The organism is Aeromonas sanarellii, from assembly GCF_000820085.1.
GTDB classification, from domain to species: Bacteria; Pseudomonadota; Gammaproteobacteria; order Enterobacterales; family Aeromonadaceae; genus Aeromonas; species Aeromonas sanarellii.
This window is the reverse complement of record NZ_CDBN01000001.1, coordinates 1-26,151: the sequence shown is the minus strand read 5'-3', so window position 1 is coordinate 26,151 and position 26,151 is coordinate 1. Positions and strand designations below refer to the sequence as shown.

25 protein-coding genes are annotated in these 26,151 nt (G+C 62.0%); 14 read left to right on the top strand and 11 right to left on the bottom strand.

The window, feature by feature from the left end; all coding sequences use genetic code 11:
* Positions 1-2: 2 nt before the first annotated feature.
* On the bottom strand, positions 3-1,769 hold the full coding sequence (locus BN1132_RS00120; protein WP_042074009.1) for a M4 family metallopeptidase: 1,767 nt from the start codon (positions 1,767-1,769) through the stop codon (positions 3-5).
* Positions 1,770-2,117: 348 nt separating this feature from the next.
* Here BN1132_RS00120 and BN1132_RS00115 point away from each other — a divergent pair, with 348 nt between their 5' ends.
* From BN1132_RS00115 to putP, 8 genes are all read left to right on the top strand, one after another.
* Positions 2,118-2,672, top strand: coding sequence for a GNAT family N-acetyltransferase (locus BN1132_RS00115; RefSeq protein WP_042074007.1), 555 nt, complete (start codon positions 2,118-2,120; stop codon positions 2,670-2,672).
* A gap of 37 nt (positions 2,673-2,709) precedes the next feature.
* Complete coding sequence (locus BN1132_RS00110; protein WP_042074006.1) at positions 2,710-3,264, top strand: GNAT family N-acetyltransferase; 555 nt, start codon at positions 2,710-2,712, stop codon at positions 3,262-3,264.
* Between the two features lie 189 nt (positions 3,265-3,453).
* A complete protein-coding gene (locus BN1132_RS00105) occupies positions 3,454-4,560 on the top strand; it encodes a 1-acyl-sn-glycerol-3-phosphate acyltransferase (RefSeq protein WP_042074005.1) in 1,107 nt (368 codons plus the stop codon).
* 310 nt (positions 4,561-4,870) lie between these two features.
* Positions 4,871-5,341, top strand: a complete 471-nt coding sequence (locus tag BN1132_RS00100; RefSeq protein WP_042074003.1) for a NanQ anomerase/TabA/YiaL family protein — start codon at positions 4,871-4,873, stop codon at positions 5,339-5,341.
* A 300-nt stretch (positions 5,342-5,641) separates the two neighbouring features.
* Positions 5,642-6,841, top strand: coding sequence for an acetate kinase (locus BN1132_RS00095; RefSeq protein ID WP_042074001.1), 1,200 nt, complete (start codon positions 5,642-5,644; stop codon positions 6,839-6,841).
* 133 nt (positions 6,842-6,974) lie between these two features.
* Entirely contained in the window at positions 6,975-8,216 is a 1,242-nt protein-coding gene (locus BN1132_RS00090; protein WP_042074000.1) for a mechanosensitive ion channel family protein, read from the top strand.
* 184 nt (positions 8,217-8,400) lie between these two features.
* Positions 8,401-9,327: a L,D-transpeptidase family protein gene (locus tag BN1132_RS00085; RefSeq protein ID WP_042073999.1), complete on the top strand. Its 927-nt coding sequence runs from the start codon at positions 8,401-8,403 to the stop codon at positions 9,325-9,327.
* Between the two features lie 272 nt (positions 9,328-9,599).
* Positions 9,600-11,108 carry a sodium/proline symporter PutP gene (gene putP, locus BN1132_RS00080; RefSeq protein ID WP_042073997.1) on the top strand — a complete coding sequence of 503 codons (1,509 nt, stop codon included), beginning with the start codon at positions 9,600-9,602 and terminating at the stop codon, positions 11,106-11,108.
* Between the two features lie 74 nt (positions 11,109-11,182).
* Here putP and BN1132_RS00075 read toward each other — a convergent pair whose 3' ends face one another.
* From BN1132_RS00075 to BN1132_RS00055, 6 genes are all read right to left on the bottom strand, one after another.
* On the bottom strand, positions 11,183-11,788 hold the full coding sequence (locus tag BN1132_RS00075; RefSeq protein WP_042073996.1) for an NAD(P)H-dependent oxidoreductase: 606 nt from the start codon (positions 11,786-11,788) through the stop codon (positions 11,183-11,185).
* A gap of 54 nt (positions 11,789-11,842) precedes the next feature.
* Complete coding sequence (locus BN1132_RS00070) at positions 11,843-12,274, bottom strand: MerR family transcriptional regulator (RefSeq protein ID WP_042073993.1); 432 nt, start codon at positions 12,272-12,274, stop codon at positions 11,843-11,845.
* Positions 12,275-12,757: 483 nt separating this feature from the next.
* A complete protein-coding gene (locus BN1132_RS19830) occupies positions 12,758-13,993 on the bottom strand; it encodes a hypothetical protein (protein WP_157005258.1) in 1,236 nt (411 codons plus the stop codon).
* 304 nt (positions 13,994-14,297) lie between these two features.
* On the bottom strand, positions 14,298-14,726 hold the full coding sequence (locus tag BN1132_RS00065) for a VOC family protein (RefSeq protein WP_042073992.1): 429 nt from the start codon (positions 14,724-14,726) through the stop codon (positions 14,298-14,300).
* 379 nt (positions 14,727-15,105) lie between these two features.
* Positions 15,106-15,699 carry an MliC family protein gene (locus tag BN1132_RS00060; RefSeq protein WP_042073991.1) on the bottom strand — a complete coding sequence of 198 codons (594 nt, stop codon included), beginning with the start codon at positions 15,697-15,699 and terminating at the stop codon, positions 15,106-15,108.
* A 93-nt stretch (positions 15,700-15,792) separates the two neighbouring features.
* A complete protein-coding gene (locus BN1132_RS00055; RefSeq protein ID WP_042073990.1) occupies positions 15,793-16,161 on the bottom strand; it encodes a DUF2061 domain-containing protein in 369 nt (122 codons plus the stop codon).
* 178 nt (positions 16,162-16,339) lie between these two features.
* Here BN1132_RS00055 and BN1132_RS00050 point away from each other — a divergent pair, with 178 nt between their 5' ends.
* On the top strand, positions 16,340-16,561 hold the full coding sequence (locus BN1132_RS00050; RefSeq protein WP_042073989.1) for a hypothetical protein: 222 nt from the start codon (positions 16,340-16,342) through the stop codon (positions 16,559-16,561).
* Between the two features lie 66 nt (positions 16,562-16,627).
* Here BN1132_RS00050 and BN1132_RS00045 read toward each other — a convergent pair whose 3' ends face one another.
* Genes BN1132_RS00045 through BN1132_RS00035 form a run of 3 tightly spaced genes read right to left on the bottom strand, consistent with a single transcriptional unit; the run spans position 16,628 to position 19,840 of the window.
* Positions 16,628-17,482 (bottom strand): 23S rRNA (adenine(2030)-N(6))-methyltransferase RlmJ, encoded by an 855-nt coding sequence (locus tag BN1132_RS00045; protein WP_042073988.1) that lies wholly within the window; start codon positions 17,480-17,482, stop codon positions 16,628-16,630.
* Positions 17,476-17,937 carry a DUF2390 domain-containing protein gene (locus BN1132_RS00040; protein ID WP_042073986.1) on the bottom strand — a complete coding sequence of 154 codons (462 nt, stop codon included), beginning with the start codon at positions 17,935-17,937 and terminating at the stop codon, positions 17,476-17,478. The genes BN1132_RS00045 and BN1132_RS00040 overlap by 7 nt, the downstream gene beginning before the upstream one ends.
* Positions 17,930-19,840, bottom strand: a complete 1,911-nt coding sequence (locus BN1132_RS00035; protein ID WP_042073985.1) for an ABC transporter ATP-binding protein — start codon at positions 19,838-19,840, stop codon at positions 17,930-17,932. The genes BN1132_RS00040 and BN1132_RS00035 overlap by 8 nt, the downstream gene beginning before the upstream one ends.
* Before the next feature lie 146 nt (positions 19,841-19,986).
* On the opposite strand from BN1132_RS00035, the gene BN1132_RS00030 reads away from it, so the two are divergent.
* From BN1132_RS00030 to BN1132_RS00020, 3 genes are all read left to right on the top strand, one after another.
* Positions 19,987-20,397: a CBS domain-containing protein gene (locus BN1132_RS00030; RefSeq protein WP_042073983.1), complete on the top strand. Its 411-nt coding sequence runs from the start codon at positions 19,987-19,989 to the stop codon at positions 20,395-20,397.
* Positions 20,398-20,717: 320 nt separating this feature from the next.
* Positions 20,718-21,788 carry a porin gene (locus BN1132_RS00025; protein ID WP_042073981.1) on the top strand — a complete coding sequence of 357 codons (1,071 nt, stop codon included), beginning with the start codon at positions 20,718-20,720 and terminating at the stop codon, positions 21,786-21,788.
* A 342-nt stretch (positions 21,789-22,130) separates the two neighbouring features.
* On the top strand, positions 22,131-23,075 hold the full coding sequence (locus BN1132_RS00020) for a chemotaxis protein CheV (protein ID WP_042073980.1): 945 nt from the start codon (positions 22,131-22,133) through the stop codon (positions 23,073-23,075).
* 65 nt (positions 23,076-23,140) lie between these two features.
* Here the strand turns inward: BN1132_RS00020 and BN1132_RS00015 are convergent, their stop codons facing one another.
* On the bottom strand, positions 23,141-23,749 hold the full coding sequence (locus BN1132_RS00015) for an arylesterase (RefSeq protein WP_042073979.1): 609 nt from the start codon (positions 23,747-23,749) through the stop codon (positions 23,141-23,143).
* 57 nt (positions 23,750-23,806) lie between these two features.
* Between BN1132_RS00015 and BN1132_RS00010 the strand changes: the two genes are divergently transcribed.
* Both BN1132_RS00010 and BN1132_RS00005 read left to right on the top strand, forming a co-directional pair.
* A complete protein-coding gene (locus tag BN1132_RS00010) occupies positions 23,807-24,523 on the top strand; it encodes an ABC transporter ATP-binding protein (RefSeq protein WP_042073978.1) in 717 nt (238 codons plus the stop codon).
* Positions 24,520-26,151 (top strand): ABC transporter permease (locus tag BN1132_RS00005; protein ID WP_042074013.1); only part of this gene is annotated, 1,632 nt, incomplete at its 3' end. The genes BN1132_RS00010 and BN1132_RS00005, both read left to right, overlap by 4 nt.

Here is a 26,151-nt window from a genome sequence, read left to right as displayed (position 1 = left end):
GCTCAGTAGCTGGCCTTGAGGGTCACGCCGGAGAAGGCGCTGAACCCGCTCAGCTGCACATGCCAGGTGCCCGCCTTGGGCGCATTCAGGGTGCAGGTCTCGGCGTTGCCGCTCTTGTAGGGGCGGCAGTCATAGCTGGTGCTGGTCGGGGCCGAGCCGAACTTCACGTAGAGATCCGCATCCCCGGTGCCGCCGCTGCTGGCGACCACCAGCTGGCTCTTGCCGGCGGGCACCTCTATGGTGTAGTTCAGCTTGCCCCCCTTGGCGGCGGCGAGGCCGGTCACCGGCACGCCGTTCTGCAGCACACTGCCCGGTTGCGGCGTGGTGCCACAGCTGGCATTGACGCCGACCGCGGTGAAGGCTGCCGCCACATCGGTCAGGCTGTAGCCGAGATCCGTGGCCGCCTTGGTCACGCCGCAGGCGCCCTGATCGAAGGTGGTGTTGGCGCCCCAATAGAGGCGGTTGGCCAGCACGAACACCTCGAACGCCTTGCGGGTATTCCAGCCGCCGGTGTTGGCCAGCAGGTAGAAGGCGCGGTTGTAGACCCCTGAGCTGTGGTGCACGTCGATGCCGTCATAGTAATCGCTGGCGTGGCCGATGGAGCTGCCGTCCCGGGTCGGGTCCTCGAAGTAGCGCAGTGAGCCGTTGCCCTTGAAGATCTGGGCCCCCACCAGCCAGTCGTTGCTGCCCTTCATGTAGTACTCGGCCGCTTCCCCCGCCATATCGGAGAAGGCCTCGTTGATGCCGCCCGACTGGCCTGAGTAGACCAGGCCCGAGTTCTGCTCGGTGAAGCCGTGGCTCACCTCGTGGGCCGCCACATCCAGACTCACCAGCGGGTAGAAGGTGGTGGCGCCGTCACCGAAGGTCATCTGGCTGCCGTCCCAGAAGGCGTTCTCGTAGTTGCGGCTGTAGTGCACCCGCATCTTGAGCTTGAAGCTCAGCGGCGCCGTGTTGTACCAGTTGCGGTACATGTCGAACACCACGTTGCCGAAGTAGTGGGCGTCGTTGAGCGGCGAGTAGGCCCCGTTGATCTCCTTGACCGTGTTCTCCGGGCAGGTGAACTGGTGCACGGCGCCGCCACTGGTGGCGTGGTTGAGGTTGACGGTGTCCACGTTGGCGCTGCTCATGCGGCAGCTGTCGTCCACCTGGAGGGGACCGAAGTCGGCGCCGTAGAAGTACTTGCCGGTCTTGATGTTGCCGCCCGGGCCTGTGGCGTCCTTGTGGTTGATCCCCTCCCAGCGCTTGAGCTCGCTGCCGGTCTGGGCGTCGATCATCACGAAGGGGCGGCTCGGCTGCTCGCTCGCCGCCAGCCAGGAGACCAGGTAGACCAGCCGGGCCTGGCCGGCATCATCCTGGACCACGAACAGCTTGACCCGCTCGTTGCTGCCCTTGGCGCCGGCACGCGCCTTGCTGGCGGCATCGCTGGGGGAGAAGGCGGCGGTCGGGCTCGCCAGATCGGCCTCGATCTGGCGCAGCATGGTGCCGGAAACCTGGCTTATCTGGCCACCGAGGGAGTGCTCGGCCACCAGCACCTGGCCCCAGACCGGGATGCCGTGCCAGGTCTGCTCATAGCGCACCCGCTGCTGGCCATTGGGCAGCTTGACCGCCCGCACCTGGCGAAACTCGCCATCCCCGGCCAGGGCGCTGACCCCGGCGGCGCCGCTCGGTGCCCCCTGCAGGCCTGCGACCCGATTCACTTCCACCTGTTCTGCCGCCAGGGCGGCGCTTCCCCAGCAGGCCAGTACCACGGCCAAATAGACTTTGTTCATCTCGTCTTTCCTTAGTCGATGAAGATTGCACGCCGGGTCCGTTGCCCGGCGCTCTTACACTAGTGGGAAGGGGGGAAATAACGGCCTGTCATTTGTCACAGGGCAGAGAAAGTGGGTAGCACAATTCACTTTTGTGGTACTTATCATCCAAAAAAACGGGCGTTTTTAGTGTGTTAATCCAATGGACGACGAGATTGATGACATGCTCGATAACGCACCCGGATGGGCATCGCCATATGGGGGTTGCCAGCGGGGGAGGCGCGCCGAAAGTCCTTGGCAAACAAGGGATTGATTGACTACATTGGCTCCCATGACGGCGCATGCCGGGTCAAAACAGGGGGAGTGGCGATGTTCTCATGGCAACTGGATGACGAGCTGGCGCTCCTGTTCCTGCAACCCGACATGGCCAGCGAACTCTTTCGCCTCTGCCAGCGCAATCGCGACTACCTGAGTCAGTGGCTGCCCTGGGTGCCCCATATCCAGCAACCCTCGGACAGCGCCACCTTCATCCGCCATGCCATCGAGAAATTTGCCCGGGGCGAGGGGCTGACCACAGCCATCGAGTATCAGGGAGAGGTGGTCGGCGTCATCGGCTACAACCGGATCGATCATGAGCTGGCCAAGGTCTGCATCGGTTACTGGCTGGCGGAGCGCTGGCAGGGGCACGGCATCATCACCCGGGCCTGCCAGGCCCTGATCCATCATGCCTTCGAGGAGATGGGGATGGAGAAGGTGGAGATCAGCGCCGCCCTGGAGAACGAGGCGAGCCGGGCTGTGTGCGAGCGGCTCGGCATGGTGCAGGAGGGGGTGACCCGGCGGGCGGAGCGGCTGGCGGACAGGGTGGTGGACCATGTCAACTACGGCCTGCTGCGGGAGGAATGGCTCAGGCAGAGGGAGCACTGATGGCCCTCCTGTCCGGCTCCTACTTCCGGGGGGAAAGATGACGACGCTGCCCCATCTCGTCACGGCCCGTACCCGGATGACCGTGCTGCCCCCGGAGCGGGCCGGTCTGATGCTGGATTTCTACCTGCGCAACCGCGCCCACCTCGCCCCCTGGGAGCCCAGGCGGGACGAGAGCTTCTATACCCTGGCCCACTGGCAGGCGCGCCTGCGCGATGGTTACGGCCAGTTCTTCGACGGCAGCGCCGTGCAACTGGTGGCGCTCGATCCCCAAGGGGAGCGGGTGCTGGCCACCTGCAACTTCACCCAGATCATGATGGGCATGTTCAAGGCGTGCCACCTGGGCTATGCCATCGACCAGGCGCACGAGGGGCAGGGGTTGATGCGGGAGGTGGTGAGCGCCGGCATCGACTACCTGTTCCATGAGTTCGGCCTGCACCGCATCATGGCGAGCTACATGCCCGCCAACCTGCGCAGCGGCGCCCTGCTCACGCGGCTCGGTTTCGAGCGGGAAGGCTATGCCCGGGACTACCTGATGATCAACGGCCGCTGGGAGGATCATGTCCTCACCGCGCGGATCAACCCCGCCGTCTAACCGGCACCAGCCTGCATTCCCTCGGCACGGCTCGCGATGGCGCCCGGTCCACAGAGGGCTTTTTCACGGCAAGATCGCACTATCTGTATGCGTCTCATACCCCTGACCACAAAAGCGTGTAAAATTGCGCCCTGAATTTTCCCGGCCGGCAGACGCTGGCCGCGACTCCATACTTGCAAGGCAGACATTGTGACAGAAGTAGACAGATTCGCGGACATTCGCCCCTATCGCGATGAAGAAGTGCCGGCTGCCATCGAGCGGCTGATCCAGGATGACGAGTTTATCGGCGCCATCGCCAAATACCGTTTCGGTTCCCTGATGAGCTGGCTGGGCTGGGCCATCCGCCCGCTGATCCGCCAGTTCCTGCGCCACAAGTGGGCCAAGGTCAGCACGGTTCACCAGGTGCAGATGGGGGTGACCCGCTACATGACCCGGATGATCGCCACCTCCACCCAGGGGGTGAGCTTCTCCGGCCTGGAGCACCTGAAGAAGGAGCAGGGTTACCTGTTCGTCTCCAACCACAGGGACATCGCCATGGATCCGGCGTTCGTCAACTGGGGGCTGCATACCCACGGCTTCGATACCGTGCGCATCGCCATCGGTGACAACCTGCTGCGCAAGCCCTGCGCCACCGAGCTGATGAAGCTCAACAAGAGCTTCATCGTCAAGCGCTCCGCCAAGGGGCCGCGGGAGATGATGAAGGCCCTCGGCGAGCTGTCGGCCTACATAGGCCAGTCGGTGCACGAAGGCCACTCCATCTGGATCGCCCAGAAGGAAGGGCGCGCCAAGGACGGGGATGACAAGACGGATCCGGCCATCCTCAAGATGTTCTACGTGGACGGCAAGAAGCAGAAGATCGAGTTCGTCGACTACATGCGCAGCCTCAACATAGTGCCTGTCAGCATCAGCTACGAGCTGGATCCCACCGACAAGGCCAAGGCGCGCGAGCTCTACGAGAAATCGGTCAACGGCAGCTACGAGAAGGGCGAGTTCGAGGACATCGAGAGCATAGTCGCCGGCATCGTCGGCCAGAAGGGGCGGGTACACGTCTCCTTCGGCGCCCCCATCACCGAGGGGTTCAGCGATCCGGACGAGCTGGCCGCCCTGATCGACAAGGCCATCTGGAGCAGCTATCGCCTCTTCCCCGGCAACTATCTGGCGGCGGATGTGCCCGGCAAGGCCAGCACCATAGAGCAGACCGCCTTCCTGACCCGCCAGTCGGAGGTGCCACAAGAGCACAAGGCCATCTGGCGCGCCATGTACGCCAAGCCGGTGGAAAACGCCGGCAAGGTTTGAATGGCACCGGTTATCACCAGGTGATGCGAAAAAAACGGGAGCAGATGCTCCCGTTTTTGCGTCTGGTCAAAGTCAGGGGAGATTGGGTAGTGAATAATATTGTTTCAACTGGTACGATCATCGGGTGAACGAGCGACTATCTCTTGGCAAGGTGCGGGCGGCTGTGCAACAGTGAGCCGGCGTCCTCGTCGCGAGAGACGCAGTTCAAGCCTGCACGGATGGCAGGTGACACCACGAAAAGGACCTTTGCGGGTCCTTTTTCGTTGATGAAGAAAGATGGACCACGGATACACCTAAGGATGCGAGCCCCATGATCACCGGCAGTCTGAATACCCTGCAACGCACCCCCTTGCCCGCCCCGCTGGACCGCATCATGGTCGAGGTGGTGCAGGGCGTCGAGCGCTGGCTGAACGCCCCCCTCGGCAAACAGGAGATAGACGGCCTCAGGCTGTTTTGCCTGGTGAGCGAGGATCTGACCGAGCCGGTGGCGGATCGCCGCGGCGAGTTCCATCAGCAGTACCTGGACATCCAGCTGCTGCTGCGCGGCGAGGAGTGGATCGGCGTCGGTCCCCATGTTTATGCGGGGGAGGGCGCCGATCATCCTCACCCCGATCTCTGGTTCGTCGACGACGAACAGACCAGTTATCTGGCGTTGCAGCCCGGCGACTTTGCCATCTTCTGGCCGGGAGAACTGCATCGCCCCCTCTGCACCCCCCACTCGCCGGCTCAGGTGAAGAAGTTGGTGGTCAAGGTGCACCGGGATCTGCTGGCCGGGCTCTGATCGCCCGTACCGGCCGCCTGCGGAGCGCACTGCGCAGACCGAATCGATGATTCTATGAGTGCGCCAGATTATGGGTCGGCGCCAGAGAGTTTGAAAGGATAAGCGCGCCAGACTATGAGTCGGCGCCAGACAGTTTGAAAGGATAAGCGCGCCAGGCCCAGAGTTGGCGGTCGGCGCCAGACAGTTTGAAAAATTGGGCGCACTTTCCTGCGACCATAAGCCCCCGGCAGGGGAATCCCATCCATCGCTGGATGACACGACACTGTCGGCATAAAGCCGAAGCACAGGAAGATGTAGAACATGAGCAAGTTGGTATTGATCCTTAACTGCGGTAGCTCTTCCCTGAAATTTGCCGTAATGGACGCCGAAACGGGTGAGGACATGCTGTCCGGCCTGGCCGAATGCTTCAATCTGGATGATGCACGTATCAAGTGGAAACTCCACGGGGTCAAGGGCGAGGCCATGCTGGGCGCGGGTGCCGCTCACCAGGAAGCCCTCGACCACATAGTGGGTCACATCCTGCCCCAGGATCCCGCGCTGGCCGAGCAGCTGGTGGCCATCGGCCATCGCATCGTGCACGGCGGCGAGCAGTTCTCCCGCTCCGTGCGCATCGATGAGGGCGTGATCGCCGGCATCGAGGCCGCCATCCCGTTCGCCCCCCTGCACAACCCGGCGCACCTCATCGGCATCCGTGCCGCCCTGAAGGTGTTCCCGGCCCTGGCCGAGAAGAACGTGGCCGTGTTCGACACCGCCTTCCACCAGACCCTGCCAGAGGAGGCCTACCTCTACGCGCTGCCCTACAAGCTCTACAAGGAGAACGGCATCCGCCGTTACGGCGCCCACGGCACCTCCCACCGCTTCATCGCCGAAGAGACCGCCAAGGCGCTCGGCAAGCCGCTCGAAGAGCTCAACATCATCAACTGCCACCTGGGCAACGGCGCCTCCGTCTGCGCCATCCGTGGCGGCGAGTCCGTCGACACCTCCATGGGGCTGACCCCGCTGGAAGGGCTGGCGATGGGTACCCGCTCCGGCGACATCGACCCCGCTGTAGTCTTCTTCATGCACGACCAGCTCGGTTACAGCGTGGAGCAGATCAACCACACCCTGACCCGCGAGTCCGGCCTGCTGGGCATGACCGAGGCGAGCAGCGACTGCCGCTACGTCACCTCCAACTACGCCACCGACGCCGGTGCCAAGCGTGCGCTGGACGTGTTCACCTACCGGGTGGCCAAGTATGTGGGCGCCTACGCCGCCGCCATGGACGGTCGCCTGGACGCCCTGGTGTTCACCGGCGGCATCGGCGAGAACGCCGCCATGGTGCGCGAGATGGTGCTGGAGCGCCTGGCCCTGTTCGGCTTCAAGGTCGACAAGGAGGCGAACAACGCCGCCGTGCTGGGCGGTGAAGGCCCCATCACCACCAAAGAGAGCCGCCTGGCCATGGTGATGCCCACCAACGAAGAGCTGGTCATCGCCCGCGATGCCCTGAGCCTGGTCGGCTAAGGCCACCTCGCAGCGAATCAACGCCCGGCCTGTGCCGGGCGTTGTCATTTCCGGCGCCCAGTGAGCGGCCTGTCATTTGACATGACGGACCAGATACGTACCCTGACCGCAGTGTGATATTGCGGAGAGTGCGATGAAGAAGATGTTTTTCGACTGGCTTGCCAGTCTGGGAGTAGAGGTTACCGCCATGATGGCCCTGGTGATCGCCCTGGGGTTCATCGTGCTGACCGCCCTGGTGCTGCACCTGGTGCTGCATCGCATCCTGCTGGTACGTCTGGTGGCCCTGCTCGGCAAGACCAAGCAGGTGTGGCTGCCGCCCCAGCTCCAGCAGCGGCTCTTCTACCGGCTCGCCTTCGTGCTGCAGGGGGCCGTGCTGCTGGGTCAGGCGGAGATCTGGCTGCCCAGGGCGTCCGACAGCCTGCAACTGATCGAACTGGTGGCCCAGCTCTGGATCCTGCTGTTCCTGCTGCTGGCGCTGTTCGCCCTGCTCGACTGCCTGCTGTCGGTGAGCCGCCATACCCGACTCGGACGGGATCTGCCCCTGCGCGGCATCTTCCAGGGGGTGAAACTGGTGGCCAGCATCCTGGTGGGCATCCTGATGATCGCCCTGCTGCTCGGCAAGTCGCCACTCTTCCTGTTCAGCGGCCTGGGGGCCATGACCGCGGTCCTGATGCTGGTGTTCAAGGATCCCATCCTGGGCCTGGTGGCCGGGATCCAGCTCTCCGCCAACCGCATGCTGAGCGTCGGTGACTGGCTGCAGATGGACAAGTACGGGGCGGACGGCGAGGTGACCGACATCGGCCTCACCACGGTCAAGGTGTCGAACTGGGACAAGACCATCACCACCATCCCCACCTATGCCCTTATCTCCGACTCCTTCAAGAACTGGCAGGGGATGACAGAGTCGGGTGGCCGGCGCATCAAGCGCAGCGTCAACATCGACATGACCAGCGTGCGCTTCCTCACCTCGGAGGAGCAGTTGCGGCTCAAGCAGGCCAGATTGCTGGCCCCCTATCTCAGCCGCAAGGAGCAGGAACTCAGCAGCTACAACCAGCAGCTCAGCGATGCCATCAGCTGCCCCATCAATGGCCGCCATCTCACCAACCTGGGCACCCTGCGGGCCTACCTCGATGCCTACCTGCGCGCCCATCCGGGCATTCGCAAGGACATGACCCTGATGGTGCGCCAGCTGGCACCGACCCCGGACGGCCTGCCGCTCGAGATCTACTGCTTCACGGCGACCACCGCCTGGGCCGAGTACGAGGGGATACAGGCTGATATATTCGACCACATATTTGCCATTATCGAGCAATTCCATCTGCGCCTGCATCAGTCGCCAACTGGTTATGACATGCATGCCTGGAAAAATGGTTGATGCTGCTTTTCACGTGACATGGGGGAGGGGCGCCGCCCCCTATTTAATCGCCGACCCGTCGCCACGTGGCGGTTGAAATTTGCAAGACAGAGGAGAAAAATGGCGGCCTTCTCGTCGCCCCGGGTGCGCAAGTCGCTCCCGGTCTGGCCAGAGTGCTGATCCATCCCCTTATCACAGGAAAGTTATGAAACTCCTCCACAACACGGCGGTCGCCCTGTGCTGCGGTCTGATCCTGACCGCCATGCCCGCCTTCGCCATCGAATATGCCCTGCCTGCGGCCAACAGCCGCCTGGTGGGTGAGAACCTGGACTACGTGGTGTCGCCCGAAGAGGCCGGCCAGCCCCTGGAGGCGGCCGCCGCCAAGTTCCAGCTGGGCCTGACCAACATGCTGGAGGCCAATCCCAAGGCGGATCCCCTGCTGCTGCAGGCGGGCGAGAAGCTGGTCATCCCGCACCAGCTGATCCTGCCGGATGCCCCCCGCGAGGGCATAGTGCTGAACGTCGCCGAGATGCGCCTCTACTACTACCCGAAGGGCAAGAAGGTGGTGGAAGTGCTGCCCATCGGCATCGGCCAGCTCGGCACCGACACCCCGGAAGACTGGGTGACCAGCGTGCAGCGCAAGAAGGCGGGCCCGACCTGGACCCCTACGGCCAAGATGCACGCCGAGTACGCCGCCCGCGGCGAGACCCTGCCCGCGGTCTGGCCGGCCGGCCCGGACAACCCCATGGGGCTGTTCGCGCTCTACATCGGCAAGATGTACGCCATCCACGGTACCAACGCCCAGTTCGGCATCGGCCTGCGGGTGAGCCACGGCTGCGTGCGCCTGCGCAACGACGACATCGAGTACCTGTTCAAGCAGGTCCCGGTCGGTACCCGGGTCCAGTTCGTGAACCAGCCGATCAAGGCCTCTGTCGAGCCGGATGGCCGCCGCTATCTGGAAGTGCACCAGCCGCTCTCCCGCAACCAGGAGGAGTTCGACTCCAGCCTGCCGGCGCCGCTGCCCATGTCCACCGCGGTGACCCGATTCATCGCCCACGCCGACAGCGACTCCCAATTGGTCAAGCAGGCCCTGGAGCAGCGCAGCGGCATGCCCATCGCCATCAACCGCTGATCCCCGGTCCCGGATTGCGAGCCCCGGCCACTGCCGGGGCTTTTTTGTTTCTTCGGGGAGGGGATCGTCAGGGGAAATTCCTGGTTGGTTGGGATAAAATCCGGCCCTTATGGCTCTGAGTGGTTACTTGATTAGGTGTTAAACGTTTTTTGTGTGTTTTTTATTTGTTAAAAATGGTTGTGATCAGGCGATCTGCTGATTACTCTAGGCCGGTTTTTTAAGGAAGAGTCCGTCACAAGAACGGACACAGACGTCACATAACGGAGTTTTGAATGACAGCTAGCACCCCCATGCTCATCACCTTTCTGGTGTACATCCTCGGGATGGTGTTGATCGGCTTCATCGCCTATCGCGCCACCCGCAACTTTGACGACTACATTCTCGGCGGCCGCCGCATGGGGAGCTGGGTGACCGCCCTCTCCGCCGGTGCCTCCGACATGAGTGGCTGGCTCCTGATGGGCCTGCCTGGCGCCGTCTTCATCGGCGGCATCTCCGAGAGCTGGATCGCCATCGGCCTCATCATAGGTGCCTACTTCAACTGGCGCTGGGTCGCCGGCCGGCTGCGGGTCCACACCGAGAAGAACCGCAACGCCCTGACCCTGCCGGACTACTTCACCTACCGCTTCGAGGACAAGAGCCGGGTGCTGCGCATCCTCTCCGCCCTGGTGATCCTGCTGTTCTTCACCATCTACTGCGCCTCCGGCGTGGTGGCCGGCGCCCGCCTGTTCGAGAGCACCTTCGGCATGAGCTATGACACCGCCCTCTGGGTCGGTGCCGCGGCCACCATCACCTACACCTTCTTCGGCGGCTTTCTCGCGGTGAGCTGGACCGATACTGTGCAGGCGACCCTGATGATCTTCGCCCTGATCCTGACCCCGGTGTTCGTCATCATCGCGGTGGGCGGCATCGACACCGCCATGGTGGAGGTGGCCGCCAAGAGCGCCAGCAACCTCGACATGTTCCGGAACCTGGACTTCATCGCCATCGTTTCCCTGATGGCCTGGGGTCTCGGCTACTTCGGCCAGCCCCACATCCTGGCGCGCTTCATGGCGGCGGACTCCCACCACTCCATGGCCAGTGCCCGTCGCATCAGCATGACCTGGATGATCCTGTGCCTGGGCGGCGCCGTGGCCATCGGCTTCTTCGGCCTGGCCTACTTCGCCACCTTCGCCGAGCAGGCGACCGGCGTCACCGGCAACCCGGAGCGCGTCTTTATCGAGCTCTCCAAGATCCTGTTCAACCCCTGGGTCGCCGGCGTGCTGCTCTCCGCCATCCTGGCGGCGGTGATGAGTACCCTCAGCTGCCAGCTGCTGGTCTGCTCCAGCGCCATCACCGAGGATCTCTACAAGCCCTTCCTGCGCAAGAACGCCTCCCAGAAAGAGCTGGTGTGGGTCGGCCGCGCCATGGTGCTGCTGATCTCCCTCATCGCCATCGCCGTGGCCGTGAACCCGGAAAACCGGGTGCTGGGGCTGGTGAGCTACGCCTGGGCCGGCTTCGGTGCCGCCTTCGGCCCCGTGGTGCTGCTCTCCGTGCTCTGGTCGCGCATGACCCGTAACGGCGCCCTGGCGGGCATGCTGGTGGGCGCCCTGACCGTCATCGTCTGGAAGCAGTTCGGCTGGCTGGGGCTGTACGAGATCATCCCGGGCTTCCTGTTTGCCACCCTGGCCATAGTGGTGTTCAGCCTGCTGGACAAGGCCCCCTCCCAGGCCATGCTGGAACGCTTTGCCGATGCCGAGCAGGAGTTTCAGAGCCCCCTGACGGAGGCGGTCGCGGTGAAATAACCCGCGCCATCCGTGACAAAAAGCCCCGCCATGGCGGGGCTTTTTTATGGGCAAAAAAATGCCCATGGCAGGGGTTAGGCGGGGCGTCTGCCCAGCCGCCGCACATCCTGGCGGGCGGCGGCCCCGGCTTGAGTGAGCCAGCGCTGGCGGGCCGCCTCATCCGAGGTGTGGACGGGCCCCAGATGCTGGCGGTGGGTCAGCCGTATGCCACAGAGCCCCAGCACCGGCTGGTCCAGGGTACGCTCCACGGGGGCGCCCTGCCACCAGCGGTAATACCAGGGGGGGCTGTCCATGGTGAGCAGCAGGCGCGCCGTCTTGCCGGCGAGCAGCCGCTCCGGGTGCGCCTTCCCCGGCTGGTAGCGAAAGGCGAAGCCCGGCAGCAGGGTGCGATCCAGCAGTCCCTTGAGCCGGGCAGGCAGGTGGCCCCACCAGACGGGGGCGACGATCACCAGGTGCTGGGCCTGCGCCAGGCTCTGCTGCACCGCCTGCAGATCGGGCTCGAGGGGCTGCGCCTCGTCATAGCCGTGGTGCAGGTCCGGCTCGAAGGCGATCCCTCCCACGTGATGCAGGGTGACGCGGGCGCCCCCTTGCTCGGCGCCGCGGGCATACTCCCGGGCGAGGGCGTGGCAGAGGCTGTCGGGTTTGGGGTTGCCGTTGAGAACAAGCAGGTTGGGGGTCATGGCATGGCTCCTTGCAGTGAGCCCCCATTACACCCCTTGTCCCATGGGACAGAGTCAAGCCACCTTTTGCCCCCGATCCGCTGCTGCGGGATGATCCTGGGCGTCGGGGTCGTGCCGGACCGGGGCGCCATAGCGGCAGGGGTGCTGCGCCAGCAGCGTGGCGCACTGGCTCAGCCCCTGGTGCTGGCGTTGCAGCCTGGCGACCTCCGCCTCGATCTGTGCCAGCTTGTCCGCGATAAGCTGCTCCACCCTTTGCCAGGGGAAGTGGTCGAGGCTGGTGACGCCCGCGAGCAGGGGAACCAGCTCCCCGAGCTTGCAACCAAGCCGCTGGGCCTCGCGGATAAAGCCAACCCACTCCAGATCCTCGGCCCGGTAGACGCGATACTTGCCGCGCCGCCTGGGCTCGGGCAGCAGCCCGAGCTGCTCGTAGAGACGGACCGCCTTTGGGGTGGTGCCCGCCAGCCGGGCAAATTCGCCGATATACATATTGCTGCTCGCAAAGGTTGTTCGAGTAGGGGCCCACTATAGGTCAGTGGCTGGCGGGAGAGAATCCCCATGGGGGAGGGGCGCGCTGTTGGCGCAGTGCGGGAGGATAGGGGTATGGTTCTGTGACGGCATCGCCGCGTCCCTGGCACGGCGCAGGAGCAGTGTATTGCGCCGACTGCGCTCTGGATATGGCGTTGCCCCATCGAATGGGAGGGCCTTGCGCCCGTCCGGCCGAGGCGGGAAATGGCCGCGCTGACCCCTGATGGGGCCATAACGGGCGTAAATGGACTGGTGATCGTCACTATATGAAAATGTTTGGTCATTATCGGAAAACCCATAAATCCAGCTTATTGTGGCCCCTGCGAACCAGACATGGCCGCAAGGTGGCCGATATGGGCTCCCCAAGGGGATTTCTTGATCCTTGCTTATACGGTGGTGGTTATTTATGATTGCTTGAATACGTTTCGCTATTCGAACATTAGGCTAGTTTTTGTGCGCTTTATTTTTCATTTCTGACAATTTATCAAACATAGTGATGATAGGGGTAAAATAATTAGGTAAGTTGTTTTTTATTTTTTCTGCCTCTGAGACTCTTTCATTTATAAATGTTCTTTCATCATTTTTTATTATGTCATAAATTTTAATGATACAGTCTTTGCTTAGATCTAAACCAACAATGTTAAGTGATTCCCCAATTATCGGCATGTTTTTTATGGGGGTTATTAGGTCGTGACTTGGCATTCTATTCCATGCTTCAGAAACAAAAATTATTCTATGAATGTTGAATTGAGGTATTAACTCTGCCACTTGTCGCCAAAATATTATTTTGTCTGCTTGATCATTGAATTTTGTTGACAAAGTATGAATCAAATTGAAATCATCATCATAAAAGAAAATTACAGTTATATGGTAGCCGCTATTATCAAATAACGATTTTGATAACTCACCGTGAAAATCTACAAGATTTTTTAAAGAGTTTGGTTTTTCAGTGCCTCTAAATATGTTTATGAAATCTTCAGGTGGTTTTATCTCGTGATTTATATTTAAAGTTGATATTTTTATTGAAGATAAATGTAAGTCAGATAATTTTACGTAGTTAGTCTTAACCGTATTGATTCGTGAGGAGGTAAATTGAGATGGGGAGGGAATGCTATCATCAAAGTTACTATTTAAGTGTTGGGATAAACTAACGCAACAAGTATGTATCTTGCCATAGATATAAATTACTGCGTTAAGAAGTTCCCATTCAGGAAGTTCACTTGTAACCCAGCGACGCTCAATTTTTATCGAAGCTGAATCTATAAATCCTGTAGGAAGTTTTTTTTGTGCAAGACGTATTAATTTCTTAACATTATAATTTATTAGTTCATTTCTACCGCACTCTAAATGAATGTCATGTTTTTCATCATATACAAAAAATAAGGTGGTAGTTAATTTGCTATATAATTCCAAATCACCTTCTTTTTCAATCTTGTTTCTTGAGTTTTTGGCCCAATGCATAAGATCATCATTTTTCCATGTTTTAATTACTGCATCGTCGTACCAATTAGTGAAGTTTGGAATATCATTTTTGTTTTTTTGTATAATAAATGTGATGGTTCTAGCCGTTTGTAAGAACTGGTTCAAATTCATTCTAAACAACTCTGGTTCGAAATATGTCTTCTCACAGCTTACAAGGATATGAGATAAGTCTTTTAATCTTCGTTCCCATGCTTTCATTAAAATATGCTCTCAAAACAGTTGTTAATAGTGACTGGAAAGACGATTTTAATAAACTGATTATCACTCTTTCCTTATGACTCTGTACTGATTTTATTACCCTTGCAGAATATTTGATTAAGAGCATCATGTTACCAATTTGACGCTGTGCCTCTCCGTGCTGACATTAATTCCTTTCTTGGCTTTACCTTTATCACTGTAAAAATACAGCAATAAGAAAATTAGGGCATCACTATGTTGAGCAAGGAGTAGTTACCTTGCTGTGCCAAAGTGATGTTCGCATCACTGGCGCTCCACCTTATTTCTAAAAGCGAATTTCCACCGATTCTGCACTGCGCTTTGCCTCGCCGTGATACACCGCCTCGATATTATTGCCGTCCGGATCGAGGACAAAGGCGGCGTAATAGCCGGGATGATAATGGCGCTCGCCGGGGGCGCCGTTGTCCTGGCCGCCGTGGGCCAGGGCTGCCTGATAGAAGCGATCGACTGTGGCCCTGTCTTGTGCCTGGAAGGCGAGGTGATGGCGACCGGTCAGTGCGCCGAGCGCCGCCGGGCTGTCGATGGATGTGACAAACAGCTCGTCAGCCCAGAAGTAGCCCTCACCCGCACCGCCGATTGGCACATCGAGGGTGGCCAGTATGGCCCTGTAAAAGCGCTCGCTGGCGGCCAGGTCTTTCACCACCAACTGGAGATGGTCGATCAGTCGACCCCGATGCAGTGCTTGCGTTTCCATACATTCACTCCACTCGACATAGTTGAATCAGTGACTTATCCCTTGCCGGTCGCACCCTTTGGCGACGCTACCGCACTGGATCTCAGCCTCCAGTATGCTGCGCGTTACCTGCGTGAGGGTTGGCATGGCTCATGGGGAGACTCCGACGAGGCGTATGTTGCCAATTGGCTATATTAACGGCCCGCGAGCGAAGGGAAAGGAGGAAATGGCGAATTGCCGGGCAAGATCAACAAATGGACGCCAGCCCGAAAGCCTGGCGCCCGGGCCGGATTGGCGAGAGGGGGCTGGGGATAGGTAAAAGGGGGCGAATGGCCACCTGTTGGTGACCCTCTTGCTGCCTGTACGGAAGTGGTTGCCCGGCCTTTGGCCGGGCGGGGGATCAGTTGCCCGGGAGCTCGTTGCAGACGAGGGGGAGCTGACCGTAGCGCTCCAGCCTGGCGTCGCTCCCCTTGGTAAAGAGGGTGAGGTTTTGCCCCTCGTAGCGGGCGCCGCTGGCGCTGGGGGTCTCATAGGCGAGCACCTGCTGCTGGTTGTCCCCCTCGCTCAGGTTGATCATGGCGGCGGGCCGCTTGGCCTCGTTGTAGAAGTAGGTGGAGAGGGTGACGTGCTTGCCGCACTGGTAGTCCACCGGCGTCGGCACCCTCAGCTGGCCGCCCTTGATCTGCAGCTCGGTGATCCGTATCTGGTAGCTTTCTTCCACGCACTGGCGCAGGTCGCCCGCCTTCCAGCAGTCGTTGCGCCCCTTGATCCAGCCGCGCTGGATGGCACGCTCGCTCTTCTGCTGCTCGGGGGAGAACCCGGCCATCGCCTTGGGATAGAGGGCTGACAGCTCGTTATCCAACGCAGCCAGTCCGGCATCCTTGCAGATGAGGGCTTCGGCGGCGCCTTTCGCCTTGGCGCAATCGAAGGACGGGGTGGCCGCCGCGGCCAGCAGAGGGGAAAACAGCAGGGTGCCAAGCAAGATCTTGTTCATCCATAGGGTTCCAGCAAGGGGGATTCCGCTACTAGAACATAATGGCACGAGGCCGCCGAGCGCTTTTTTGCGCCGGGCGGCCCTGCATTACAATCAGACGCCGGCCAGCGCCAGTGGCTGGCGGCTGCGCCACAGCCGCTCGTGGAAAAAGAAGACCAGGGTGTTGATGGCAGGTTCGATCAGTGCCATCACGCCGCCGGTGAGCAGCTCGCCGCTCAACAGGAAGGCGACGCCGAAGGCCACCGAGAAGTGGACCAGGGCGAAGCTGCTGGTCTTGGCCTGCAGGCTGTGGTGGGGTTTGAGCCTGTGCCAGCCAAGGTCGTGGAAGTAGAAGGCGACGGTGTTGACGGCGGGCTCGATGAGGGCGATCAGGCTGGCGGTCAGCAGCTCGCCGGTCAGCAGGTAAGCCACGGTGAAGGCGACACTGAAGTGCAAGATGGCGAAGCTGATGGTCTTTTTCATGGTGGTGTCTCCTCTGGCGATGAAGGCAGTATCACCCAGAATCTCACCAAATGAAAATCATTCTCATCTATCGGCGAAATAGAAAAAGCCTATCGACCGGCGAGCCCCACCGGATCGGGAGTTGCCTGGGGCCACAACGGCGCTAGAGTGTGCCTTTTGCCATGAAAAAGGAGCTTTCATGACCATCAATGCCAACATCTATGTGCTGTTTATCCTGCTGCTGATGATCGTCGTCGGCGTCCTGGCCTGGCGACTGGCCCGGCGCAAGAGCCGTCATCCCGTGCTTGTCACCGTCCTGTGCGTGCTGCTCTGCCTGGCCCCGCCCTTCGCCCTGCTGGCGCTGCTCATTCTGGCGCTGTGGCGGGACATGCCCGCAGGAGCGGATGCCAGGCAAGCCTAGTCCCCTCGGTCGCAGCAATAGAAAAGCCCCTTGCGGGGCTTTGTCGTGTTTGCAGCGGATGAACAGTCAGGCCTCGGCCTTGTTCAGCCACTCCACCCTGTACTGGGCGCCGGCGCCCTGGGCCAGCTTGGCGCACAGGGGCTTGAGGAAGGCTTCTATCTGCTCGTCCAGCATCCAGGGGGGGCTGACGATGAGCATGCCGGAGCCGTTCATGCCCCAGTCGGCAGTCTGGCCGGCCACTTCCAGCTCGGCGACCAGGACGTTGCCGAAGTTCTCCCGCTTGATCGCCTTGAGCATGTCGCGGGACTTGTCCGCCTCCTGCCCCAGGATGGGATACCAGAGGGCATAGATGCCGGTGGCCCAGCGCTTCTGCGCCTTCTTAAGGGTGTCGACCACGGCGAAGTAGTCTTCCTTGAGCTCATAGGGCGGATCGATCAGCACCAGGCCGCGGCGCGGGGTGGGGGGCAGCAGGGCCACCAGCCCCTCGAAGCCGTCGCGATGGTGCACGGCGACGCGGGGGTCGTACCCCATGTTGGCGCGCAGGTCCTCCACCTCGTTGTTGTGCAGCTCCATCAGCGCCAGCTTGTCCTGCTCGCGGAGAAGGCGGCGCGACAGCTCGGGGGAACCGGGGTAGTAGTGCAGCTCGCCGCTCGCATTCATCTCCTCGATGACGCCCAGATAGGGGGCCATGGCAGACCACTGGGCACGCTCGTCCCACAGCCGACCTATGCCGTCGGCGTATTCCGCCTTCTTCTGGGACCAGTCGCCGCGCAGGTCGTAGAGACCGCCACCGGCATGGGTGTCCAGCACGATGAAGGGTTTCTCCTTCTTCTTGAGGGACTCGATGATCAGGGCCTGGACGGCGTGTTTCAGCACGTCGGCGTGGTTGCCGGCGTGAAAGGCGTGGCGGTAGCTCAGCATATGAGATCTCTGAGGGGGCCCTGCTGGGCTCCCAGTAACGATAGATAGTTCGACAGGTTGTGGCTGTCGCCGCGAAACAGGGTGAGGGCGCGCAGGGTCTGCAGCAGGACTCCCTGTTGCAGCCGCTCCAGCTCCAGTTCGTGGGCCAGCATGGTCTGGTACTCGTCGTCGGCCAGCCTGGCCTTGGCCTGCTGGCGCAGGGTGCGCCAGGGGATCAGCACCGCCTCAGTCTGCACCAGGGCCGGTTGCAAGTCCGTGAGGTCGACCGGGATGCAGAGCAGATCCAGGTGGTGCAGCAGCAGGGCCAGGTTGACGTTGCCCCCGAGCGTCTGGACATGGAGCCAGTCCTGACTGCGCTGGCCATAGGCCCCAGTGCTCCACGCCCAGAAGTCGGGCGGGCTGGGCAGCTCGTGGGCCTGCACTCGGGTGCCTTCCATCCGCTGTGTGTCACGCAAAGAAGGCTTGCTCCATGGCTTCCAGCTCCTCGGAGAGGCTCATCCACTCCAGCTCGACGTTTTCCAGCTCCTCCTTGAGGGGGCCCTGGGACTTGAGCAGCTCGGAGAGTTTGCCCTTGGCGCCCTCCTCGTAGATGGCTGGGTCGGCCAGCTGCTGCTCGATGTCGGCGAGCCTGCCCTGCAGCTTCTCCATGGCGGCCTCGAGCTTCTCCAGCTTCTGGCGAAGCGGCCGGGTCTGCTGGCGGAACTGGGCCTCGAGGCGCTTCTGATCCTTGCGCGCCACCGCCGAGTTGGCGGAGACGGGGCCGTCCACCGGCTTGGCGTTCGCCTCCTTCTCCTGCTCGCCGAGCCACTTGTGGTAGTCGTCGAGATCGCCGTCGAACGGCTCGACCCGGCCACCGTGGACCAGGTAGAAGTCGTCGGTGGTGGTGCGCAGCAGGTGCCTGTCGTGGGAGACCACCACCATGGCCCCTTCGAACCCTTGCAGCGCCATGGTCAGGGCGTGGCGCATCTCCAGATCCAGGTGGTTGGTCGGTTCATCCAGCAGCAGCAGGTTGGGCTTCTGCCAGGTGATGAGGGCCAGCACCAGGCGCGCCTTCTCGCCGCCGGAGAAGGGGGCCACCTTGTCGAGCACCTTGTCGCCGTGAAAGCCGAAGCTGCCGAGATAGTTGCGAAGCTCCTGCTCGGTCTTGTCCGGGGCGAGGCGCACCAGGTGATCGAGCGGGGAGTCGTTCAGGCGCAGGGTCTCGAGCTGGTGCTGGGCGAAGTAGCCGATGCTGACCCCGGCGCTCACCTCCAGCTTGCCCGACAGCGGCGGATTGCTGCCCGCCAGCATCTTGATAAAAGTGGACTTGCCGGCGCCGTTGCGCCCCAGGAGGCCGATGCGCGACCCCGGCACCAGGTTCAGCTTGATCTTCTCCAGAATCACCTTATCGCCGTAACCGGCGCTGAGGTTCTCCATGGCGATGAGGGGGGTCGGCAGGGCCGAGGGCTCGCGAAACTCGAAGCTGAACTCGGAGTCGGCGTGGGCGGGCAGGATCTTCTCCATCCGCTCCATGGCCTTGAGGCGGCTCTGGGCCTGCCGGGCCTTGGAGGCCTTGTAGCGGAAGCGGTCCACATAGGATTGCATGTGGGCCATCTCCCGCTGCTGCTTCTCGTACATGGACTGCTGCTGGGCGAGCTGTTCGGCGCGCTGCAGCTCGAAGTCGGAGTAGCCGCCGCTGTATTCGTTGAGCTTGCCGTTCTCGATGTGGATGATGCGGTTCACCACGGAGTCGAGGAAGTCGCGGTCGTGGGAGATCAGCACCAGCGTGCCCTGGTAGCTCTTGAGCCACTTCTCCAGCCAGATGACGGCGTCCAGATCCAGGTGGTTGGTCGGTTCATCCAGCAGCAGCAGATCGGAGCGACACAGCAGCGCCTGGGCCAGGTTCAGGCGCATGCGCCAGCCGCCGGAGAAACTTCTCACCGGCGAGTCGAGCTGATCGCCGCCAAAGCCCAGGCCGTGCAGCAGCTCGGCTGCGCGCGCGCGAATGCTGTAGGCGCCTATGGTGTCGAGCCTGCCGTGCAGCTCGGCCACCAGCAGACCGTTGTCATCCTGCTCGGCGTTGGCCAGTTCGGCCTCCAGGGCGCGGAACTCCTTGTCGCCGTCGATCACGTACTCCAGGGCGGAGCACTCCAGCGCCGGGGTCTCCTGGGCGACGCCTGCGATCTGCCAGCCGGCGGGCAGGCTGAAGCTGCCGTTGTCGATGGCCAGCTCGCCCCGCACCAGTGCAAAGAAGGTGGACTTGCCACAGCCGTTCTTGCCCACCAGACCCACCTTGTGGCCGGGGTGGATGGTGGCGGACGCGTTGTCCAGCAGCGTGCGGCCGCCGCGGATCAGTTCGATTTGACTGGCAACTATCATGGATGGGTCTGCTTGGCTCGAGTGAAGGAGGAAAACTGGCGCGGATCTTACGTGAAATGACACAAATTTGCACTTGAGGGCGGGAGGGATGGCTGAGGCAGGAAAAACGTGTCATAACAGAGACATCTGGTGGCAGGAGGCTGACCATGCTGATTAAAGAGATCATGACGACCCGGGTGGCGACCGTTTCCATGGACGACAGGCTGAGCGTCATCAAGGAGATCTTCGAGCAGGCCCACTTTCGTCACCTGCTGGTGGTGGAGGATGAGGTGCTGGTGGGTGTCATCTCGGACCGGGATCTGCTGCGCGCCATCAGCCCCTATCTCGACACGGATGCCGAGATGAACCGGGACACCGAGACCCTCAACCGGCGGGCCCACCAGATCATGAGCCGCCACCCCATCACCATCTCCCCCGAGCTATCCCTGCAAGACGCCGCCGCCATCATGCTGCAGCAGCACGTCTCCTGCCTGCCGGTGCTGGAGAATGGCGCCCTGGTCGGCATAGTGAGCTGGAAGGATCTGTTGAAGGTCATGCGCGGCTGGCAACCAGCCTGAACGAGTCCGAACGAACCGTACACGCCCCCTGGCAGGTCCATCCGCCCTTTTTATCGACTGTTCAAGCTGTCATTGAAATAAATGACAGCTTTTTTGTTTGTGCATCCTCATTCAGCTAGTTTTAAGTTCTGCTGATTATTGTTGTCACGACGCCTGGCGTCGTGGGCAAACGGCTCATGCCATGTTTTTGGAATTAATCGTTCCCCGCTTCAGTTCCCATCAAGGTTTCCGGATCTACTTTAGGCCATCGGAACATAGACCCGATCATAAACGACCGAGCACAGGTCTGACAGAGAGTGTTTACACCAGAGGAACGAACAATGAAAAAGACAGCATTGACGATGGCCATCTCCAGCCTGCTGCTGGCCGGTGGTGCACAGGCTTCTACCGTATACAACCAGGACGGTACCAAGCTTGATATCGGTGGTCGTGTTCAAGGCATGTATTACGGCAGCGACAACGACGACGAGAGCGGCGACCAGAGCTACCTGCGTCTGAACATCGCTGGCGAGACCCGCATCAACAACGAAACCGTCGCCAACGGTTTTGTGCAGTACAACGTACCGACCAACAGCTCCGACAATGAGCTGCGTTATGCCTATGTTGGCATCAAGAACGATCGCTTCGGTGCCTTCAGCTACGGTCGTCAGGACGGCCTGATTGCCAAGGCGGTCAACGACTACACCGACGTCCTGCCGGAGTGGGGCGGTGATGGCCTGGGCAAGGGGACCGAAGTCTTCGGTACCGGCCGTACCAACGGTCTGGCCCAGTACATCTACACCTTCGACGGTCTGGTGCTGGGTGCCCAGTTCACCGGTGAGAACGAAGCGCAGAACGAGAGCGATTCCAGCTGGACCCGGGGCTCCGAAGAGGGTTACGCCCTGTCCGCCAACTACAACTTCGACATGGGCATCAGCCTGGGTCTGGCCTATAACCAGGCTGGCAAGACGGCCGATCAGGCTGCCAACACCAACTTCGGTGGCAGCGAAGACGCCAAGCTGACCGCCGTCGGCATCAAGTACAACGCCAACAACCTGTACGCCGCCGCGACCTATGCCTACGGTGAAAACCACGTCTACGTGAACCAGGCCGGCAACGACGGCTATGCCTCCGAGAGCAACGGCTACGAAGCCGTGGTGCAGTACACCTGGGGTCAGTGGAAGCCGTCCCTGGCGTATAACCGCCTGGACGTGAAAGATTCCGACCAGAACCTGGATGACACCCTGACCGAGTACGTCTCCATCGGTGCCTGGTACAACATCAACGAGAACTTCGACATCTACGTTGACTACAAGGCCAACCTGCTGAGCAGCGAAGGGTCCGACGGTTACAACAAGTTTGGCCAGAACACCGACGACGTCGTTGGCGTGGCCATGCAGTACCACTTCTAAGTCATTCCCTGACTGCCTGCTGTATATTGTTGACCGGCCGCATTGCGGCCGGTTTTTTTATGGGTTTTATTGGGAGCAAGGGGTCGCGGGGTGGATCCGGGGTTCAGCATTCTTCCTTGCTGGTCGATACCCTTGTGGTAGGGCGCAGGGCCGCCGTATGGTCCTGTGACGGAGGCGGCGATGGGGCGAGGATCACGCCCCGTGGTCAAGAGCCTATCTTTCCTCGACCCTTTTCATTATTTCTATAGGGACTCGCGTCGCCCAGGCAGGGGAGGGCGAGTCTGGTTGGCATCTTGCAACCCTTTGGGGGCGGCACTCGGGAAACGGACGTAAGGGCTTTATATGGCGAGCATATTGGATTCAGTGGATCAACGTACCCAGCTGGTGGGGGAGAATCGCCTGGAGCTGTTGATGTTCCGTTTGGGGGGCCAGCAACTCTTTGCGATCAACGTCTTCAAGGTGCGGGAGGTGGTCAAGCTGCCCCACCTCAACAAGATGCCGGGCGCCCATCACAACATCAGCGGCGTGGCGAACATCCGCGGCGTTTCCATCCCCGTCATCAACCTGCGCGGGGCCATCGGCATGCGCCCCATGGCCATCGACCATGAGTCCAACCTCATCATCACCGAGTACAACCGCACCATTCAGGGATTCCTGGTGGGACAGGTCGCGCACATCGTCAACATGACCTGGAAGGACATACTGCCGCCCCCCCGTTCGGCGGGCCGCTCCAACTACCTGACCGCCATCACCCGCGTCCCGGAGGGGGGCGTCGACCAGATCGTCGAGATCATCGACGTGGAGAAGGTGCTGGCCGAGATCATCACCTATGACGTGCGCATCTCGGCCGAGGTGCTGGACGAGGAGATCCTGCCCCAGATGCAGGGGCGCAGAGTGCTCATCGTCGACGACTCCAGCACGGCGCGCAACCAGGTGCGCGAGACGCTCGCCCAGCTCGGACTCGAGGTGATCGAGTGCCAGGATGGTCTGCAGGCGCTCAAGCTGCTCAAGGGGTGGTGCGACGGGGGCAGGAAGGTGACCGACGAGATCATGCTGATGATCACGGATGCCGAGATGCCGGAGATGGATGGCTACCGGCTCACCCACGAGGTGCGCAGCGATCCGCGCATGTCCGATCTCTTCATCACCCTCAACACTTCCCTGAGCGGCAACTTCAACGAGGCCATGGTCAAGAAGGTGGGATGCAACCGCTTTATCTCCAAGTTCCAGCCCGATCTGCTGGTGGACGTGGTACAGGAGCGGATGCGGCAGATCCTGGGGCGCTGAGCCTGGGCCCTGATCGGCAACCGACGAGCACTAAGCCCCCGCCCTGGCGGGGGCTTTGCGTTGGGCTACTGGGTCAGCAGGGGCTCGATGAAGCGGGCGACCTTGTCGCGGATCTGGGGCTGGGCGGCCGCCGTCGGGTGAAGCCCATCGTTCATCATGAGTTCAGGGCGCAGCACAATATCATCCAGAAAGAAGGGCATCAGCGGCAGGTCGTTGGCCTGCGCCAGCTCAGGGAAGATCTGCTCGAACTGTTGCAGATAGCGTGCGCCATAGTTGCGGGGCAGCTGGATCTGGGTCAGCACCGTCTTCGCCTGGCTCGCCTTGGCCAGCGCCACCATCTTGGTGAGGTTGGCCCGGGTGATGGCGGGGGAAAACCCGCGCAGGCCGTCGTTGCCGCCGAGTTCGATCAGCACCCAGTCCGGCTTGTGGGTCTCGAGCAGGGCTGGCAGGCGGGCGAGCCCGCCCTGGGTGGTTTCACCGCTGATGCTGGCGTTGATGAGCCTGTGTTCCCCGCCCTGCTGCTGCCATTTTTCATTGAGCAGGGCAGGCCAGCTCTGTTCGGCCTTCATCTGATAGCCGGCGCTCAGGCTGTCGCCCAGCACCAGCAGGGTCTGGGCCTGGACAGAGGCTGCCCAGCACCACAGGCAGCTCACGGCAAACAAGAGACGCATCATGCATTCAACTCCCAAGATCTATTGTCATTACAGGTTCAGGCAAACAGGAAACCCAAGATGAGTTCAACGCCCATTATCACCGTCAGGGGGCTCGGCAAAACCGTTCGCCTCGGCCAGGAAAGTCTCACCATCCTTGAAGGGATCGATCTGCAAGTCAATACCGGCGAGACACTGGCGCTGGTCGGCGCGTCCGGTTCCGGCAAGTCCACCCTGCTCGGCCTGCTGGCCGGCCTCGACCTGCCGAGCTGCGGCGAGATCGAGATCCTCGGTCAGTCCCTGACCCGGCTGGACGAGGAGGGGCGCGCCAGACTGCGCGCCGATCAGGTGGGCTTCGTGTTCCAGTCCTTCCTGCTGCTGCCCACCCTGAGCGCCCTGGAGAACGTCATGCTGCCGGCGGAGCTGCGCGGCGAGACCGACAGCGAGCCCCGTGCCCGCGCGCTGCTTGCCCAGGTCGGGCTGGCCGAGCGGCTGCACCACCTGCCGCCACGCCTCTCCGGCGGGGAGCAGCAGCGGGTCGCCATCGCCAGGGCCTTCATGACCCGCCCCAGCCTGCTGTTGGCGGACGAGCCCACCGGCAACCTCGACAGCAAGACGGGGGAGACGGTGATCGAGCTGCTGTTTCGCCTGAACCGCGAGCACAACACCACGCTGGTGGTGGTGACCCACGACCATGAGCTGGCAAAGCGCTGCCAGCGGCAACTGGTGATGGCGGCAGGGCGGCTGCAGTCGGACTCCGGCGCCGTGGTGGCCGCCCGGGTCGGGGAGTTGTCATGAGTCAGTGGCGACTGGGATTGCAATTGCTGCGTCGGGAAGGGTTCAGCGGCGAGCTGCGCTGGTTTGTGCTGGCGCTGGCGCTGAGCGTGGCCTGCGTGCTGAGCGTGGCCCTGGTGGCGGACCGGCTGGATGCGGGGCTCAAGGCGTCGGGGCGCGACTTCATCGGGGCGGATCGGGTGCTGCGCTCCGCCACACCGGCGCCTGCCGACTGGCTGGCGCGGGCGAGTCAGGAGGGATTGGCCGTGCAGACCACGGTCAGCTTCAACAGCATGCTGTTTCACGGCGACGGCCTGCAACTGGCCTCCATCCGCGCCGTGCCGGGGGACTTCCCCTTCTACGGCAAGCTGGAGCTTAATCCCCAGCGCGCCCCTGTCCCCGGCGAGATCTGGCTCTCCGCCCGGGTGATGCTGCTGCTCGGCGCCAAGGTGGGGGACGAGCTGGAGGTCGGCAACACCCGGCTGAGGGTGGCCGGCGAGCTGGGCCAGGAGCCGGATCAGGGCTTCAGCCCCTTCCAGATGGCGCCGCGGGCCCTGATCCACAGCGCCGATGTGGAGGCGACCGGCGCCCTCCTGCCGGGCAGCCGTCAGCAGTGGCGCTACCTCATCAAGGGCTCCCGGGAGGGGATCGCCCGCTATGAGGCCTGGCTCGGCCCCAAACTGACCGCCGGGCAGAAGCTGATCAAGCCGGACGACGAGGGCTCCCAGGTCGGCAAGCCCCTGGCCAATGCCGAGCGATTCTTCCGCCTGGCGTCCCTCGCCGGCGTGCTGCTGGGGGCGCTGGCCATGGGCATAGCGGTGCGCCATTTCGCCGAGCGCCAGACCAACATGGTGGCACTGCTCAAGACGCTCGGCGCGTCGCGGCGCACCCTCTGGCAGCTGATGGGCACCCTGCTGTTCTCCCTCACCCTGGCGGGGGCGATCATGGGCCTGGTGGCGGGGAGCGCCATGCAGTGGCTGACGCTGCAACTGCTGGGGGACCTGCTGCCGGCGGATCTGCCGCCTCCCTCCTGGCGGCCGTTCGCCCTGGGGATCGCGGTCGCCTTCTTCATCACCCTGCTGCTGGCGTTCGTGCCCTTCCTTCGCCTGCTCAAGGTGCCGCCGCTGCGGGTGCTGCGCCGTGAGCTGGAGGCCGGGATCCCTCCCTGGCTGACGGTGCCGGTGGGCCTGATCGGCCTGTTCGCGCTGGTGTGGGGCTTCACCGCGGACGTCCGGCTGGCGCTCGGCCTCATCGGCGGCATGGGGGTGTTGATGCTGCTGCTGGCGCTGCTCGCCTCCGGGCTGCTGCGTCTCGGCAGCCGGCTCAAGGGGCCTCATGCCCTGCGGCTCGCCATCAGCCACCTCTCCCGGGAGCGTGGCAGCGGCCTGTTCCAGCTGGCAGGCTTCGCCCTGGCGCTCATGCTGTTCGGGCTGCTGTGGGCGGCGCGGGTCGATCTGCTCGAGGACTTCTCCGCCCGCCTGCCCGCCGATGCTCCGAACCGCTTCCTGGTCAACGTGGCCGATGAGGAGCGCGACGGCATTCTGGCCGACCTGCAGCGGGCCGGCGCCATCACCTCGGACTTCTATCCCATGGTGCGCGGACGCCTGACCAGGATAGCGGGGGAGGCCGTGGGGGAGGATGCGGCGCGGGAG

What these genes read in the sequence shown, in the direction of transcription:
- BN1132_RS00120 (WP_042074009.1), bottom strand. Translation starts at nt 1,769, where the DNA reads ATGAACAAAGTCTATTTGGCCGTGGTACTGGCCTGCTGGGGAAGCGCC.
- BN1132_RS00115 (WP_042074007.1), top strand. Translation starts at nt 2,118, where the DNA reads ATGTTCTCATGGCAACTGGATGACGAGCTGGCGCTCCTGTTCCTGCAA.
- BN1132_RS00110 (WP_042074006.1), top strand. Translation starts at nt 2,710, where the DNA reads ATGACGACGCTGCCCCATCTCGTCACGGCCCGTACCCGGATGACCGTG.
- BN1132_RS00100 (WP_042074003.1), top strand. Translation starts at nt 4,871, where the DNA reads ATGATCACCGGCAGTCTGAATACCCTGCAACGCACCCCCTTGCCCGCC.
- BN1132_RS00095 (WP_042074001.1), top strand. Translation starts at nt 5,642, where the DNA reads ATGAGCAAGTTGGTATTGATCCTTAACTGCGGTAGCTCTTCCCTGAAA.
- BN1132_RS00090 (WP_042074000.1), top strand. Translation starts at nt 6,975, where the DNA reads ATGAAGAAGATGTTTTTCGACTGGCTTGCCAGTCTGGGAGTAGAGGTT.
- BN1132_RS00085 (WP_042073999.1), top strand. Translation starts at nt 8,401, where the DNA reads ATGAAACTCCTCCACAACACGGCGGTCGCCCTGTGCTGCGGTCTGATC.
- putP (WP_042073997.1), top strand. Translation starts at nt 9,600, where the DNA reads ATGACAGCTAGCACCCCCATGCTCATCACCTTTCTGGTGTACATCCTC.
- BN1132_RS00075 (WP_042073996.1), bottom strand. Translation starts at nt 11,788, where the DNA reads ATGACCCCCAACCTGCTTGTTCTCAACGGCAACCCCAAACCCGACAGC.
- BN1132_RS00070 (WP_042073993.1), bottom strand. Translation starts at nt 12,274, where the DNA reads ATGTATATCGGCGAATTTGCCCGGCTGGCGGGCACCACCCCAAAGGCG.
- BN1132_RS19830 (WP_157005258.1), bottom strand. Translation starts at nt 13,993, where the DNA reads ATGAAAGCATGGGAACGAAGATTAAAAGACTTATCTCATATCCTTGTA.
- BN1132_RS00065 (WP_042073992.1), bottom strand. Translation starts at nt 14,726, where the DNA reads ATGGAAACGCAAGCACTGCATCGGGGTCGACTGATCGACCATCTCCAG.
- BN1132_RS00060 (WP_042073991.1), bottom strand. Translation starts at nt 15,699, where the DNA reads ATGAACAAGATCTTGCTTGGCACCCTGCTGTTTTCCCCTCTGCTGGCC.
- BN1132_RS00055 (WP_042073990.1), bottom strand. Translation starts at nt 16,161, where the DNA reads ATGAAAAAGACCATCAGCTTCGCCATCTTGCACTTCAGTGTCGCCTTC.
- BN1132_RS00050 (WP_042073989.1), top strand. Translation starts at nt 16,340, where the DNA reads ATGACCATCAATGCCAACATCTATGTGCTGTTTATCCTGCTGCTGATG.
- BN1132_RS00045 (WP_042073988.1), bottom strand. Translation starts at nt 17,482, where the DNA reads ATGCTGAGCTACCGCCACGCCTTTCACGCCGGCAACCACGCCGACGTG.
- BN1132_RS00035 (WP_042073985.1), bottom strand. Translation starts at nt 19,840, where the DNA reads ATGATAGTTGCCAGTCAAATCGAACTGATCCGCGGCGGCCGCACGCTG.
- BN1132_RS00030 (WP_042073983.1), top strand. Translation starts at nt 19,987, where the DNA reads ATGCTGATTAAAGAGATCATGACGACCCGGGTGGCGACCGTTTCCATG.
- BN1132_RS00025 (WP_042073981.1), top strand. Translation starts at nt 20,718, where the DNA reads ATGAAAAAGACAGCATTGACGATGGCCATCTCCAGCCTGCTGCTGGCC.
- BN1132_RS00020 (WP_042073980.1), top strand. Translation starts at nt 22,131, where the DNA reads ATGGCGAGCATATTGGATTCAGTGGATCAACGTACCCAGCTGGTGGGG.
- BN1132_RS00015 (WP_042073979.1), bottom strand. Translation starts at nt 23,749, where the DNA reads ATGATGCGTCTCTTGTTTGCCGTGAGCTGCCTGTGGTGCTGGGCAGCC.
- BN1132_RS00010 (WP_042073978.1), top strand. Translation starts at nt 23,807, where the DNA reads ATGAGTTCAACGCCCATTATCACCGTCAGGGGGCTCGGCAAAACCGTT.